The 15393-nt window shown below is 61.4% G+C and carries 10 protein-coding genes; all 10 read left to right on the top strand.

What is annotated here, in order from left to right:
• Positions 1 to 168 precede the first annotated feature (168 nt).
• On the top strand, positions 169 to 726 hold the full coding sequence (locus tag CFB82_RS20020) for a virion core protein, T7 gp14 family (RefSeq protein WP_089484973.1): 558 nt from the start codon (positions 169 to 171) through the stop codon (positions 724 to 726).
• A gap of 141 nt (positions 727 to 867) precedes the next feature.
• Positions 868 to 3315, top strand: coding sequence for a hypothetical protein (locus CFB82_RS20025; RefSeq protein WP_256990392.1), 2448 nt, complete (start codon positions 868 to 870; stop codon positions 3313 to 3315).
• Entirely contained in the window at positions 3312 to 4163 is an 852-nt protein-coding gene (locus CFB82_RS20030; protein ID WP_089484975.1) for a glycoside hydrolase family protein, read from the top strand. Before CFB82_RS20025 ends, CFB82_RS20030 begins: the two co-directional genes overlap by 4 nt.
• Positions 4164 to 4192: 29 nt before the next feature.
• Positions 4193 to 8554, top strand: coding sequence for a hypothetical protein (locus CFB82_RS20035; protein ID WP_179255426.1), 4362 nt, complete (start codon positions 4193 to 4195; stop codon positions 8552 to 8554).
• Positions 8554 to 11409, top strand: a complete 2856-nt coding sequence (locus CFB82_RS20040; RefSeq protein ID WP_089484976.1) for a phage tail fiber domain-containing protein — start codon at positions 8554 to 8556, stop codon at positions 11407 to 11409. Before CFB82_RS20035 ends, CFB82_RS20040 begins: the two co-directional genes overlap by 1 nt.
• A 1027-nt stretch (positions 11410 to 12436) precedes the next feature.
• Complete coding sequence (locus tag CFB82_RS20045) at positions 12437 to 14176, top strand: hypothetical protein (protein WP_089484977.1); 1740 nt, start codon at positions 12437 to 12439, stop codon at positions 14174 to 14176.
• Positions 14176 to 14526: a hypothetical protein gene (locus CFB82_RS20050; RefSeq protein WP_179255427.1), complete on the top strand. Its 351-nt coding sequence runs from the start codon at positions 14176 to 14178 to the stop codon at positions 14524 to 14526. The genes CFB82_RS20045 and CFB82_RS20050 overlap by 1 nt, the downstream gene beginning before the upstream one ends.
• A 21-nt stretch (positions 14527 to 14547) precedes the next feature.
• Positions 14548 to 14763 carry a hypothetical protein gene (locus tag CFB82_RS20055; protein WP_089484978.1) on the top strand — a complete coding sequence of 72 codons (216 nt, stop codon included), beginning with the start codon at positions 14548 to 14550 and terminating at the stop codon, positions 14761 to 14763.
• A complete protein-coding gene (locus tag CFB82_RS20060) occupies positions 14763 to 15050 on the top strand; it encodes a hypothetical protein (protein ID WP_010107865.1) in 288 nt (95 codons plus the stop codon). Before CFB82_RS20055 ends, CFB82_RS20060 begins: the two co-directional genes overlap by 1 nt.
• A gap of 13 nt (positions 15051 to 15063) precedes the next feature.
• A complete protein-coding gene (locus tag CFB82_RS20065) occupies positions 15064 to 15351 on the top strand; it encodes a hypothetical protein (protein ID WP_089484979.1) in 288 nt (95 codons plus the stop codon).
• The last annotated feature ends 42 nt before the right edge of the window (positions 15352 to 15393 follow it).

Here is a 15393-nt window from a genome sequence, read left to right on the forward strand (position 1 = left end):
CGCTCCCGTTCCTCCGCGCTTGCCCAGGTCGCATTGAACAGGCGCATGACGCCTACGACATCCTCGCCTGCACTCCGTGGCGCGAGAACACCCTTCACCTAGCGTGGCTCAACTGGTGCGGCTTCACCGCATTCGATCCGGGCCACGGCCCATTCATCGGATACACACATGTGCGGTCCCGCAGCGATCCCGCTGGTAATGCTCGCCGTGTCGGCTGCGAGCGCAGTGGTCCAGAACAGCCAGCAGAACAGGGCGATTGAAGCCCAGGCCGAATCTGCCAACCGAAACACCGAAATGCAGTACATGGCTGCTCAGGCGAACCAACAGGCTTTGGATGAGCAGGCGTTCGAGCAACGCACTGACCGTGCTCGCGCGGCAGCTCGTCAGCTTGCCCAGGCTCGCGTCCTCGCAGCTCAGGGTGGCGGTTCCCTCTCGGCAATGGCGGTCAACATCACTGGTGCTCAGGCCGACGACTTCTCGCGTATCGACGCCAGCACGGCAAACCAGAAGTCGAGCATCCGCTCGCAGATGGGGGCGGCAGCTATCTCGAACCAGTCCGCAATCGACGGCTTCGCAGCTCAAGGCCGCGCGAATGCAGTCGGTACTGGCATGAGCCTCGCGAGCGCTGCCGCGCAGGCGGGCGCGTCGTACTACAGCAATGTGCAACAGGAGAACACCGCCAAGGCCCTTCGTGCTCCGCGTCCGTACTTCACCGTGGGGAAATAAATGACAGGCCAACAGCAGCAAACCTTCCGGGATGGCGCAGCGCGTCTCCCGACCTTAGACGTAACGGCGGCCCCGAGCGTCCAGACTACTTCCGCGCAAGCGGTGGCCCCCCGCGTTGACGCATCGGGCCAGGTCGCGGCCATGCAGTCCCTGTCCAATTCGTTCGGGAATTTCTTCGGGAATCTCCAAGGCGATCTCCAGCGCGTCAACGCTGCCACGGAGCAGGCTCGTGTCGCTGACATCCACAAGGAGAACGAGGCGCTCGCGAAGAAGGCCCAGGCTGACCAAGCCGCAGGCCGCACCCCGGACGAGCTGTACACGAATCGCGAGTCCTACTGGAACGCATACCAGCAGTCGTTTGCCCAGAACCAGGCGTTCGACATGCAGCAGGAACTGAGCAAGCGCCTGCGCGAGATGCCACAGGACGGCTCAGTGAATCCCCAGGATATCGCGAAGCAAGTCTGGAAGGACTTCTACGGCGCTGGTACTGGCGACCAGGATTTCGACTCGGCACTTGTGGGACGCTTTGCCCCCGCAGCGCAGACGATGGTCGCGCAGGCAACGGAGCAGGTCGCGCAGACGCAGGAGCGGAATCAGGCGTTGGAGATTCAGAACAGTGCCAACGCCCAGATCAACTCTCCGCAGGGCCTGTCCGAAGCGGGCTTCGCAACGCTGGAACAGCGCACGCTCGCGTTGACTCGTGGCGACCAGACATTGGCCGACAAGATGGTCGGGCAGTTCATGGGTAGCGTCCGCAATAAGACTCAGGCCCTGGGCCTCCTCAACATCCTGGAGCGATCCGGGTGGGCTGACCGCAATCCTGTCGAGTACGACAAGATGTCCCAGGATGCCGTGAGGCAGATTCAGAGCATCAAGTCGGTGCAGGCCGCCGAGGAGGTGGACGGAGTTCGCCTGGCTGCCATAGCGCTCAAGATGAATCCGAACGCAGCGCCCGAAGATTGGGCGAAGCTGGTGTACCAAGCGCAACGCGTGGATGCCAACCACGGCGTGGGTATGGACAAGTTCGGTAGCGTATTTGAGGGTCTCCAGGCCGCCGCGAAGCAGAAGGCGGTAATCAACTACATGGCTGCTGCGGAGCGCGGCGTCAACGGCTCACACAACATCCACACCATCGCTTCCCTGGCTGGCGTGGACCCGGCTGAGGCAGTGAAGAAGTCCTACGATCCATACATGGTGCAGAAGCTGCGCGAGGATGGTGGCGCACGCTTTCCGGCGCTCATGCAGTCGATGCAGGGCAACGCCGGTCTTCCGGACCCGCTTGCGTCGGATCAGGCTGGCTCGGAATTCGTGGGGTGGGTTACTGCCCCAGGCATCCGGGACATCTCGGACGGCACGATGCCCGAGCGTATCCAGAACGACCTCCAGTCGGCCATCAAGTCCGGGGACCCGGATCGGGCCTCGCGGGCCTGGCGAATCATGGACCGTCTCCACGACGTTGTGGGGGACCATGCGTTCGGTCAGTACCTCGGGAAGGATGACCAAGCATCTGCGATGTACTGGGGTGTCAAGGCAATCGCACCGACGAACGGTGACGTGTCCCAGGTCTACAAGGCCATCCGCGATGGCGGCATGGACGCGAAGGTCCTGGAGAAGATCGGTAACGGCGGGAGCATCAACTGGGAGCCTCTGCTCCCTGGCAAGAAGCAGCCCGACGTGGATGCTGCGGTCAACAAGGCGATGTCGAAGGCGATGTTGGAGGACGTGGGGCGCAAGGGCTTCTTCTGGAACCCCACGACCTCGATGTCCTCAGACCTTCGCCAGCAGTTCCAAGGCATCGTCATCCAGCAACTCATGGCTCAACGTGCCAACGGCAAGGTGGACCTGGATGCCGCCGTGACGAACGCAGCAACGGTGTTCAAGGGTACGCGTATGGCGACGGTCGGCATGAACGGCGCAGTGAAGGTTATCGAAGACCCGTTCGGTGGCAAAGGCCGCGCAGCAGCTTCTCCGCTCAATGCGTCACCCGATCACCCGTACTCGATCACGAAGGGCTATCCGGCGATGTACTCCTCGTTCCCGATGGCGAACGCTGCCAACGAGCAGGAGGACCCGTTCAAGACGGCGCAGGATGACCTCGCTGGCCTCAGCAAGCGTCTCCCTGGAATTGTCCCGGACGCCGCTGGCTTGTCCCTGAAGCGCCCGGATCGCACAGGCCTCTCTGAGATTCACGACTCGATGGACAACCCCATCATCCTCCACGCGGGCCAGAAGCTCACGGTCCTCGGCAAGGAGGCCACGATAGACGAAGCGCCGTTCGTGGACCCGAACAACCCCGACATGGCCCTGCGCGAAGTACAGCAGCGCCGTGGCGGCGGAAAGGTCGCTGGTGAAATTCCCTCGGACCCGAAGGTCGCCGCAGCGTTCTTCAAGGACAACCTGCCACCTGGCGTTTTCGCCGTGTACGACCGGGATCACAACCAGTACACGCTTAACTACGGTTTCCGCCTACAGGTGGACCATGCCAAGGCCGCTGTGATCCGCGCAGAGAAGGAACGCAAGTTCCGCGCCGAGCAAGCAGATCGTGCAGCAGTCAAGGCGCACAACGCGAACCCGCTGTTCGTTCGATGACCGACACACCTACTCAACAACCGGGCCTTCCGGCTGACCAATCCCTCGACCCTTCGCAGATCACGCATGACGCTCTCCAGAACATCATCGACACCAAGACGATGAGCGGGGAGCTTCGTGTGCAGCGGCAGGTCGCAGACCAACCTGCGACGGCTGGTGCCCTCTGGGACCTCCCGTCGTTTTTCCAATACCTTAAGGAGAACACCTCAGTGGTTCCACCGTTCCCCGGTGCCGCACAAGACGGCAACGGCTGGTTTTCGCAGGCTGACAAGGCCATTGGCGGCACCGAAGGTTTCGAGGCTCGCGCCTATCACGGCGTGTACTCGCCGCTCCGCAAACCCGGCGACATTTTCGTGAAGCCGGGGCAAGTCTCGGACGCAACCAAGTCGGAGGTGTCGATCGGCTATGGCTACAACCTGACCGGCAATGCGGACTCGCGCCAGGTCTTCCAGAAGGTCCTCGGGATCGACTCGGCAGGCTTCGACGCGATCCGTGATGGCCGGCAAGGCATCACGCCCGAGCAGGGGCTGAAGTTGCGGCAGTACATGATCTATCAGGTCAATGCACAGCTTGACCATCTGGTCGGCAACAAGCCGCTCCCGGATTACCAGCGAGCCGCACTGGTCTCGATGCTCTACAACTTCGGTTACGGCAACTTCCAGAAGACGGGCATCCCCGATCTCGTGAAGAAGGGTGCTGACCCGCAAGTGGTCGCGCAGAAGATTCGTGGCGCGTCTTCGAGTCAGAAGGCCCTCCAGGTGCGGCGCAATGCTGAGGCCAACCTGTACCTCGGCGTGAATGGCGCGGCTACGCAAGTGGCCTCCACGACCTCCAACTACACCAAGTAACACCTCCCGCTTCGGCGGGTCTCTCAACTATGGCAGACACGAACATCACACCCAATGTGGTCGAGGCGGTCCCCGCCGACTCTGGCGTCCCGCTCAAAGCGGCGCAGACTGGCTACGTGCCCGAGGACATCGAGTACGCACACCTGAATCGCCCGGACACCCAGGACGTGGCTGCCGCAATGTGGCGCTCCAGTACGCTCGTGGGGCAGCTCATCAACAACTACCACGACGACGACATCAAGGCGCAGTCGGACCCGACGTTCAATCCCTACGCGCACATCGAGCGGAACAAGGACCAGTACCAGGACCTCATGCCGCTGGTGACGGGCGGCTCGATGACGTTCGAGAACGTGGACTCGCCCGCCGCGTTCGACGCATGGGCAGCAGCGCAGCGCCGAAACCTGAAGGATCGCGAAGCGCTCGTCGCCGCCGACACATGGCAGTCCGTGGCAACGATGCCTGTAGCCATGCTCGACGCTACGCTCCTGCTCGGCCCGGTTGCTGAGGGTGCCGGGATGCTCGCGTCGGCACGTGTCGGCTCGGGTCTCCTGGCCGGTGCCGTGCGCGGCGCAGTCGCTGGCGGGACCGAGATCGGTATCCAGCAGGCGGGCGTCTCGGCGCTCAACGACGCTCAGACCCGCGAGGAAGCGTTCATGAACATTGGGGTCGGCATGACCCTGGGCGCTGGCCTGGGGGCTGTCTTCCGCCACGCTAAACCGGACAGCCCGCTTATGGCAGGGCACCCCGACAACCCGCTGCATCCCGACAACCTGGATCGGGCCATTCCGATCAACGAGCACCACATCGGGCAGACGCCCGAGGAAGGTCAGGTGTTCGGCGCGGACTCCATCGGTGCGGCGCGTTCTACGGCAGACACCGATTCGCTTATCGCTACGTCGAAGAACCCCATCGCTCGTGCGGTGGACTGGGCAACGACGCTCGGCAGCTACACGCCGCTGCAACGCCTGGGCGGATACTCGAACGCGCTCACGCGCGACACCATGCTCCGCCTGATAGACACGGGTGGTCTCCTGACTCGCGCAATGGCTGCGGGGAAGTCCACTGGCCTCGAAGCTGAGACCCTGAAGACGATCTACGAGCAGCAGATGAACAACGTACGCCGCCGCGTCGATTCAATCTATCGCGCGGCGAATGCGGACCTGGGCCAGTCCGGGGTCCGTACCTCAACGGGCAATGTGCTCAATACGATCACACAGGGTTCTCGCGACATCAACGTCGTTCCGCAGCAGACGTTCAACGAGGCAATCTCGCTGATCCAGCGCAGCTCGAATGCTCGTGCGACGAACGATGAAATTTCGCAGGCAGTGATGGATCGGCTCACGCAGTCCGGCCTCTCGCTCGACCAGGCGAAGGCGGTACACCGCCGCGTCTACGACGCCGAGAAGGTCTACCACGATGCCTACGAGTCCATGAAGAACGAGGCCGTCAAGCATGGCCTGCTGGACCCGGAGAACCTCGTGGATGGCCGGTACGGCATGCCGCAGCGCTGGATGCGCAATGCGGTAGACGAGAACGCCGAGCGGCTCAAGGCATTCTTCATGGAGCACCTGGAATCGAAGCCTACCGACGACTGGCTCCGTGAGAACGGATTCATCGCGGACCCGGCACAACCACGTGTCGCTGGCGAGGATGCGTTGCCGGATTCCTGGGACACCCTGAAGAAGTCCGGCGACGACACGACGGTCAACTCGATTCTCCGGCAGTGGGCCGGGGAGCAGCAAGACTTCAAGAACCAGTATCTCCTGTCGAAACTCGCTGACTATCAGCAGCGCCAGCTCAAGGCGCAGGACAAGGCAGCGACCGTCCTGGAATGGCTGAAGGGTACGGAGAAGGACTGGCGTGACGCCAAGATCAAAGAGATGCGAACGGCTGCTCGCGACATCGAGCGCCGCTCGGTGCTCCGCTCCGTGGCCTCTGCACAGTTGCGGGCACAACGCGCAAGCGAAGCTGTCCAGTCTGCCCTTAACCGTCTGGGCGGTGACGAGGGAGTCTTGGGCGACCTTCAGCGTCAGATGGTCGATGGCGGCTACGCACTGGACGACGCGGGCGTTGCGGTAGCGAAGGCTCGTGCGCGTCATGCGGAGGCTCAGAAGGTCGCTGCCGACACGGGCGAAGCCAAGGCTCTCGTTGACTCGCTGAAGGCCAAGGGCCAATCGATCCTCGCAGAGAAGCGGGATGTCCTGGGGGAACTCAAGGATGTCTCCGCGAACCTTGAGGGCGGCGAACTCGTCCGAGCCAAGAACCCGCTCAACCAGCAGCGGGACGCGCTGAACGCGCAGGGCAAGGCGACTCGTGCCGAGATTCAGAAGGTGCGGCAGGAGATTCGCGAGGCCCTGGCCGAGCGCTCCGCTGCCCAGGCCGATCTCCGGGAAGCCAATGCGACCTTCGACAAGCTGGCGCGTCAGCAGGCCGATATGCGCCGCTGGCACGATGCTGCGGCAAAGGAGGTGAACACGATCATCGACAACGAGGCGGAGTCGCTGCTGAACCCAGGGCTGCGCAAGGAGGTCAATGACCACTTGGCCGCAGTAGCCGAGCTGAAGAAGAACCTGGATGAAGCGCGAGATGCGCGGCGCTTTGCGTTCGACATCATGAAGCTCACCGGCATGGAAGCACGAGCAGCGGCGAAGGCTGCTGACCGCGCTACGAGCCAGCTTCGCAAAGTGGCATTCCAGGCCCGCAAGGGCGTCGCCAGCATGTCCCCGCTCACGAAGTACGTGGACGACCTGGTGAATTCCCTGCGCGGCACGGACCGTGCTCCGCGTGGCATCCTGCTCGACAAGTCGCCTACCTCCGGTCGCCTGAAGGAGCGCCAGTTCCAGTTCAACTTTGACGAGTACAACCGCCTCGTTGAGGACGGCTTCCTTGCCGGCAACGCGGACGATGCGTTTCAGGGCTACTACAAGGACCTGGGCGGGCAGCTCGCAGCACATCGCGCACTGGACGGCCGGGGCATTGACGACATTCTGCGTGAAGTCCAAGACGACTACGACGCACTCATCGGTAGCACGATGGACCCGAAGCAGCGGACGGCCCACCAAGCCGAGAAGGCTGCGGCCCTGGACGACGTGCGCCGTGCGCATGACCGTATCCTCGGCAAGTACGACGTGAAGGATCACAACGGCGTCGTATGGATCGCAGACCGTCTCCGCCAGATGGGCGTCATTCGCTATATGGGAGGCTTCGTATTTTCTTCCATCGGAGACCTGGCGTCAGCCGTGCTTACAGCCAAGGGTTCGCTGATGCGGGCCATTGCGTTCAAGGGTGCACGGGACTACCAGTACATCCTGAAGCAGGCCGCCAAGGGTGACAAGGATGCGCAGGAGTTGGAGATGATCCTCGGCTCTCTGGAGACCGGGACACACCTGAACTCATCGGATCGCGCTCTCGGGCGCGGAGAGGCGGAGGGCATCCTGGGCTTCGGCACGGGGAAGACTCGCCAGGTCACGCGCTCCATCGAGACGGCCATGAACACAATGGCCGACTACGGGAACAAGCTGTCCCTGATGAAGGGATGGTCCGACAACATCCGGCGCACGGCCGGTCTCGTTCAACTCGCGAACATCCGCAAGTGGGTCGCGCAATACGACAAGCTCGACAAGAGCAAGATCGCGCAGCTAGGCGCACTCGGCATCGGGGAATCCGAGGCCAAGCGGCTCAACGAGCTGTTCTCGCAGTACGGGTCTGAGCAACGCCGGGGCTTGTTCTCGCCTGGGATGTCGCAGTGGCTCAACGAGCGCGACGGCGACCACATGAAGTACGTGCTGGAGTCAGCGCTCATCAAGGCGCAGAAGCGGGCCTCGTACACGTCGGGCTACGGGAACCAGCCGCTCCTCATGGACAAGTGGTACGGGAAGATGTTTCTCCAGTTCCAGTCTATGGCGATGCAATTTTCGAACAACTTCATCCGGGCTGGTGTGCAGCACGGCTTCGTCACCGGGGACCACATGCGGTTTGCGTCGGCCCTCGGAACGGTGATGGCTGCCGGCGTGCTCATGAACGCGATTGCGACGTTCCGCAAGGGACAGGACATCAACGACCAGGAGCCGCAGCAGTTCGCCTACAACGTGATCCAACGCTCGGGGCTACTTGGCATGGCGGGGTCTTATACGGACGCCGCAGTGAAGCTAATGGACCCCGTGCTCAACGATCACCTCGGATGGACGCTCGGCGGCGGTGCTTCGAAGTTCTCGCAGAACTCCTGGCTCGCGAACCTCATGGGTCCGTGGAAGGGGAACGTGGAGACGCTTGAAAGCATCACCGCGAACTCCCTGAACGGCGAGTTCGACAAGGTGGGCAAGAAGGCTCTCCAGCTCGCGCCACTCAATCAGCAAATCCAGATGATATCGAGGCTACTCTCCTCCAACTAATGACATTTCCTCAGACGTACCAGACGGACGGCTCCACCACCGTCTGGTCGTTCGACTTTCCGTATCTGGATCGGTCGAACGTATTCGTCGTCGTGAACAACGCAGCGCGGGCCTTCACGTTCGTTGACGATCATACGATCCGCTGCGCTGACTCCTTCGGGAATCCTTTCCCGCCTGGGCAGAAGCTGACGATCTCTCGGGCTACTCCCGACCTTATCTCGCTGGCGGAGTTCAAGGATGCGGCGAAGCTGACCGCAGACGACCTCAATCGGGCGCGTTTGCAGTGCCTGCTCTTGATCCAAGAGCGCAGCGGAGGTATGGCTGGTTCAGTGGGCAATGTGATCTCAGGAATGGTCAACGAGATCGAGACGATCTCCGGTGCCCTCGATTCCCTGTCGCATGCTCAAGGTGTGCTCGAAGCGGGTCTCGGCACCCTTCGTGATATCTCGGTGCGCCTGACGATCCAGGAGAACGGAGCGGCGGCGCTCAGGGACCAGATCACCCAAGAAGTGCAGGCACGTCAGGTGGACCTGACGAAGATCACTGATCGCCTGAGCGAGCTGGATGTGAACCTCGCTGGTCAGCAGGACGCGTTTCGAGCGCGGGTTCAACTTCTTGAATCCAGCGGTGCGATTACAGATTCGCAAGTCTCCGGGTTGTCCGCTCGCGTCGGAAATATCGAAGCGAATGGCGACAACAACTCGCGGGATGCAGAGGACGCTGCCTTGGCTTCGCTAGTGAACGGCTCGGTCGCGGCGGCAAAGCAGGGTTACGCGCTGGCGCAGCAGATCACGTCGCTTGCAGTCGAGGTGCGCTCGAACAACACTGACCTCAAGGCGCAGATTCAGGTGAACCAGTCGGCGCAGGCTGACACGAACTCTGCATTGGCCGCGCAGATTACGACGCTCTCGGCGGAGGTCGAGAAAAGCGATGCTGCGTATAAGGCTGCGCTCAAGGAGCAACAAGCGACTTCGGCATCCGCTGACGAGGCTCTAGCTACAAAGATCGAATCTCTCTCGGCCGAGATCGCGGCCAATGACGCCGACATCAAAGCGCAGATTCAGGCGAATCAGACCGCGCAGGCAACGGTCAACGAGGCGACGGCGCAGAAGATATCGAATCTCTCTGCGGAGGTGGATGCGAATGACACCGCGATCAAAGCACAGCTCAAGGACCAGCAGATCGCTCAGTCGGGTGTGAACTCGGCTGTGGCGCAGCAGATATCCGAACTGACGGCGGAGGTTGACGCCAACGACGCGGCCATGAAGGCGGCGCTGAAGACAGAACGCGATACACGTACAACAGCCGAGCAAGCGCTTGCTGCGCAATACACCGACATGTCCGCACGGATCGGAGAGAGGGACGGTGATGCGGAGGCAGCAGCGGCATCGTTGATTAATTCGGCCATTGCATCCGTGAAAGCGGACTCTGTACTGACGCAGCAAATTACGACCCTATCGGCAGCCGTAGTCGCGAACGACACCGCTATCAAGGCACAACTACAGGTCGAACAGACTACACGTGCAGATGCGGTATCGGCGCTGGCGCAGCAGATCACTTCGCTTCAGGCGCAAGTCGGGAACGACATCACTGCGCAGATTCGCGAGGAACAAAAGACACGAGCTGCCGCCGACCAATCCCTGGCGGACCAGCTAACGGTTATTCAGTCCGAGATGGGCGAAAACTTCGCGCAAGTCGCGCAGGAGATGCACACCCAGATCGATAAGGTGAACGGGACGGTGGCGAATCTTCAGGCTCAATACACGCTGAAAGCGCAGGTAAAGCGGCCGGATGGGACGCCCGTTGTCAGTGGTATCGGGCTTGCAGCAACGGCCAGTGACGACTACACGGGGTCGGTGATCGCGCTGATGGCCGATTCGGTTGTATTCGCTGATCCGAACAACCCGAACGGCGCTCTAGTCCCTTTCCTGGAAGCCGGGATGGTCGATGGCGCACCGACGCTTGTGGTTCCTTCGGCACGCGTAGGCGATAAGGTGCTCCCTGGGCGTGTCCTCGTAGACGGCGCAGTGGAGGCGCGAAGTATCAAGGTGAACTCCGTGACAGGGGATCGTCTTGTCGCTGGCTCCATCTCGACCGATAAGCTCCAGGTGGGACTCGGCGTCAATCTGCTGAAGAACTCGACGCTAGTCAATCTGGTTGGGTGGGGCACCTGGTCAAACGGCGGTGGTACAGGAGTGCTTGGGCTGGACAATGGTGCGGAATGGACACTGGCTGGCGGCCACACGATGTACGTACGTTCCACCGGAGCGTGGGGCAACACGGACCCGAACGCAGTCCTGTTCGGGGTGTTCACCGAGAAGGTTCCTGTGGTAGGCGGAAGCTTCTATGAATATTCCGCGTATGTCGGCGTTCACCGCTGCGCAGCGAATATCGGGATCGAGTGGTATGACAGCAATGGCGCGGCGATTTCGAGCAACGGTTACGGGGCGGCCGGCACGGCGACCACTGTAGGCCAGGCAGCCGGTGGCAAGACTCTGAACGGTTACGTTCGCATCGGCGGGATAGCGCAAGCACCCGTCAACGCGGCTTTGGGACTGATCGGGCTGCGCAAGGGTATGAATGTTAGCCCGGATACGGACTCGTGGCTGTTCGTCACGCAACCGATGATGGCCGAGACGCATGCGTCAGCCACACGGCTCTCTCCGTATAAGCCCAGTGGTCTCGGGACGCTCATCACGCCCGAAGGCATCTCCACGCCTTCCCTGTCTGCTCTGTCTGCGAACATCGGCCTCCTGCGCACCGCGACATGGGGTGCCCGTACTGAAATCTCGAACAATCTGATTCAGACCTTTGACGGCAACAACGTCCTACGGATTCGCCTGGGAGTTTGGTGATGCCAGTTGGTCTTCAGATTTTCGACCAGTGGGGAAGTCTCGCGTTCGATGCGACCACTCGGGTCGGACGCGTTCTCTTCAGGCAGCGCGTGGGTGGTGGCTCAGGGACATTCTGGGACGACCGTCTTACCACGGGAACCCCGTTCGCCTGTTTCCAGGCGGACAGCATTCCGATTGCAACGGCGGTCGATAAGATTCTTCCGCCAACCATAACCATCTCAGGGAATTCAGTGACCTACTCATACAACGATGGAACACCAATCCCCGGCTCAATCCTCGTCGGGGTGTACTAATCGGCGCGGGCTTCCAAGCATTTACCGACACGGGCGTTTTCCAGATTGACGGCGAGTCAGTCAACTTCGGATTTCGCCAACACTCGGTATGCACGACCTCGGACGGTGGGGCCGGATATAACTCGCTGTACCCAGTATCGACGCAGCTTACGTTCGGGGCGCAGTCGCCTATTGTTGCGCTCTACTCACCTGGGGATGCAGTTGCATTGCTGGCGTGTAGGGAGAACGGTAACGGGACCTGGACGGCTACGTTCGGTAGTCCAACAGCCACGACATTCGACGTGTACATATTCGATGAGATGGCAGCTTGCCCTCCGAGCGGTAGTAGCTTCGGATTCCAAGCCTTCAACTCGCAAGGAACGCTGATTGCGGATTCGGCTATCCCGTTCCTGAAAGTGGTGGGGGCGGCGTCAGGCGACCTGAATGTTCCCCCGCCGACTACGGCTATGCAAGGCGGGGGCACGTACACGCAGCAGTGGTCATTCGGGGTCGCGCGAGTGGCGACAGTCGTCGGCGTTACTGCGACGGCATATGCCGGCCAGGGTTTGACAGCTCCTGGGCAGGGCCTAGGTAGGGTGAAGACAATGCTGTCAGCGTGGCAACACTCGGGCGGCACCGTGACGATGGCGGCAGTTTATTCAACTAGCCGCGTAATTCCATTAACAAATCCGATACTGGCGTGGAAATACACCCACTGGTCGGGCCTCTTTGTGGACGTAAGTAATCTATAACGAATGGCATGGTATTCGACAGGAACCGTCTCGGTAACGAACGGCTCCGATGCCGTCACCGCTGACGGCACTCAGTTCATCACGAACACAAAACCTGGTGACATCTTCGTTATCCAGAAGGACGGCACGATCTACGAGATCGCTGAAGTCGTATCAGCGACGCAGTTGAAGCTTCGACGGGCTTACGCGGGTGCGAGCGGTACTAGTCTTCAGTACGGCATTGTCCCGACTGCATCGTACTTGAAGTCATTGGCGAATCAGGTATCCGACCTGATCGCGCTGTACACCAATGTGCCGGCCGATGTCGCAGCGTCGGCAAAGTCCGCAGCGGATAGTGCGGCATCTGCTGCCTCTGCTGCCGGGGCGGCGGCCGCAAGTCGCGTGGCTAAGACGGGCGACTTGATGAGCGGCCCGCTAATCGTAGAAGCGCCTAAGTCTGACACGACGGGGCATGTGGACATTCGCGGGGCTTCTGGATCGCTCGGTAACGAAGGCAAGCTCCGGCTAGGCGGCACGTTCAGTGGGACCAATGCCGACACGGGAAACCGACTGGTCGCATCACTGCGTGCCGGCTTCAACGGCGGTTCATGGGGAACGGAGTACCTGGACTTCTACCTGAACAACACCGTCAATGATGGGCGCAGCGATTCGAAGATGGCTCGGGTGATGCGCATGTCCTACGGTGGCCGTGTGCTGCTAGGGACGACGACAGACGACGGTGCGAACGCGCTGCAAACGTACAGCCCGAGTGGGGACGGAACTGGTTTGCTCTTGGTGGCAGGCGGTAACGCATATGGTAGGGGCGGCGCTGTCTCGTTCGCGGCAAACCTCGGGTCTGCGGCTATGTCTCAGATTAAAGGGGTACTCGACAATCTTTATACGGGCGGAGCCTACGATCAGGGCGGACTGGCCTTCCTAACGCGCCCCTATGGCACCAGTGCGGCCGGCGCACTCACTGAGCGCATGCGCATCATGAACACTGGCCGAGTCCTGATCGGTACGACGGTAGATGATGGCGGCACGAAAGTTCAGGTCGCGGGCCAGGTGAAAGGCAGTAATTCGTCCGGTGCCCTTATTGCGTCAAACGGCGGAGGCTCCGGCCAAACATCAGTTTTCCTAGTGCGCGAAGGCGCTCCGACAGACCAGAAGCGTTGGGAATTGCTGCACGATGGCGTCGGGTCTGTCAGTCTTCGCACCGCTAACGACGGTTACTCGGCTGCCCAGGATGCGCTTCAAATCACTCGCGGCAGTGGCGTCAATGTCGGCACGATGCGCCTCATGCCGTCGAACGGGCGAGTCGTTGTTGGCACAACAAGCGACGACGGAACCAACCTGCTGCAAGTCGCCGGCACAGGCATGTTCGGGAACAACATCTCGGCCTACAGTAGTGCGAACGACACGCAGTTCACGATCTCTGCGTCGAACTACGCAGGTGGTGTTTCGCTAGAGGCATTCAACAAGGCGAACACGGTTAAGAAGAACATTGCTCTTGCGGCATGGGGAGGGCGTGTGCTCGTCGGCGTGGGCGTGGCCGATGATGGGGCAACTACGCTCCAAGTAAGCGGCAGCACGATCACGTCCGGGCCGCTCCGAAGCGGTCTGTACACCCTCACGACGCTCCCGAGTGCAGCGGCCTTTCAGAACTTCCTGATCACCGTCACCAACGCAACGGGCGGCGCAAAGGTCTGTTACAGCAACGGCACCAACTGGTGTCTCCTCAACACTTCAACTGTAGTCAGCTAATGGCACTTACCGAACGTACGCGTCCTTACGAGACCTTGATCCGGCACAACTCGGACGGGACCGTGGGTGCGCAGCACCAACGCATCTCCGAGATTCTGAACGACACCACCGTGATCGCTGCGACCGTCCAGTCGCCTATTGACATCACCCATGCTACGGCGGGGGACCCTGATCTCGTCAGCGTCCTGGGCGAAGTGACTGCTTCGGCCCTCAGCGAGAACGAGCGCCTCAAGGCCCAGGTCTCCGCCCTCGGGGCGCAGGTTGCAGACCTCACTTCCCAGGTGGCTGCACTGACGGCTTCGAGCCTCGTAGTCGATCCGATTGAGCCGGCAGCCACGCCGACCGTATAACACTTCCACTCCTCAAACATCATGGCAGACACGAAACTCATTTGGACCAAGAACGGCCAAGTCTTCGCAATTACTTTCCCCGGCGAGCGTACGGACAACACGTACGGTACTCTGGCCGCAGAGGTGGATATCGATACGCCGGTCGGCGTGGGCGATATCTACCCTCCGGAGGACGCCCGAGCTGACGCAGCAGGCACGAAGAAGGCCGCGAAGAAGACGGAAGCGCCGGCCGCGTAATGACCGACCAGTTCTCCTTCCGTCAGTTCCTCGCAGTCCTGATCGGCATGGGCGTCATCATCGGCCTGGGGAAGCTCCTGGCCTCCAACGAGAAGTTCACCTGGCGGCTCGCAATTGGGCGAGCCATCGTAAGCGCGGGCCTGGCAGTCGCCGCAGGTTCGCTCTTGGCGTTCGTCCCCGGTATGAGCCAGATGGCCGTCCTCGGCCTCGCGGCTGCATCGTCGGTCTTGGGCGAGCAGTTCCTGGAGAAACTCATCCACATTCGCGCAGGCGGCGCAGGAAACTAGCAATCCACAACACGTGAGTGATAACCGCACGACCATCCAGCAGAAGTTCGAGAAGTGCCTGCTGGATGGTCTGGAGGGGCGTCCGGTCCTGACGAAGGACGGCACCCCTGTTACCGATCCGGGGACGGGTGAGATTCTGAAGGACACCCCGGACTCCTCGTTCCTCTCCGTGGTCCGCGCGTATCTCAAGGACCTCCTGGACCCGAACGCGAAGAAGGACCCGCTACCGAAGACCGGCCAGGCCCAGGGCATGTTGGCGCAGTTCGAGAAGCGCATGCCGTTTGGGGCGCGTCCTAATTGATCGGACGCCCCTGGTGGTGGGACACGGAAGACCCGCTCGCTG

This window comes from Burkholderia sp. HI2714 (assembly GCF_002223085.1).
Classification (GTDB): Bacteria; Pseudomonadota; Gammaproteobacteria; order Burkholderiales; family Burkholderiaceae; genus Burkholderia; species Burkholderia lata_D.